Source organism: Merdimmobilis hominis, assembly GCF_016901855.1.
Taxonomy (GTDB): domain Bacteria; phylum Bacillota; class Clostridia; order Oscillospirales; family Ruminococcaceae; genus Paludihabitans.
This window is the reverse complement of record NZ_JACJKY010000107.1, coordinates 1-206: the sequence shown is the minus strand read 5'-3', so window position 1 is coordinate 206 and position 206 is coordinate 1. Positions and strand designations below refer to the sequence as shown.

Here is a 206-nt window from a genome sequence, read left to right as displayed (position 1 = left end):
CCAATGCTTGAACATGAGCACAGCTACGGCGACTGGCAGAAGGATGAAACCCAGCACTGGAAGGAATGCCGCTGCGGCGAGAAAACTGAAGTGGGCAACCATACTTTCGGTGATTGGACGATAACAAAGGAGCCTACCACAACCGAAACAGGTTCCAGAGAACGTACCTGCTCCATCTGCAAATATACGCAGGAAGAGACGATTCC

1 protein-coding gene is annotated in these 206 nt (G+C 51.5%); it reads left to right on the top strand.

The window, feature by feature from the left end; all coding sequences use genetic code 11:
- Window positions 1–206: hypothetical protein (locus tag H6A12_RS13285; protein ID WP_345941262.1), on the top strand; the 206-nt coding region annotated here is incomplete at both ends.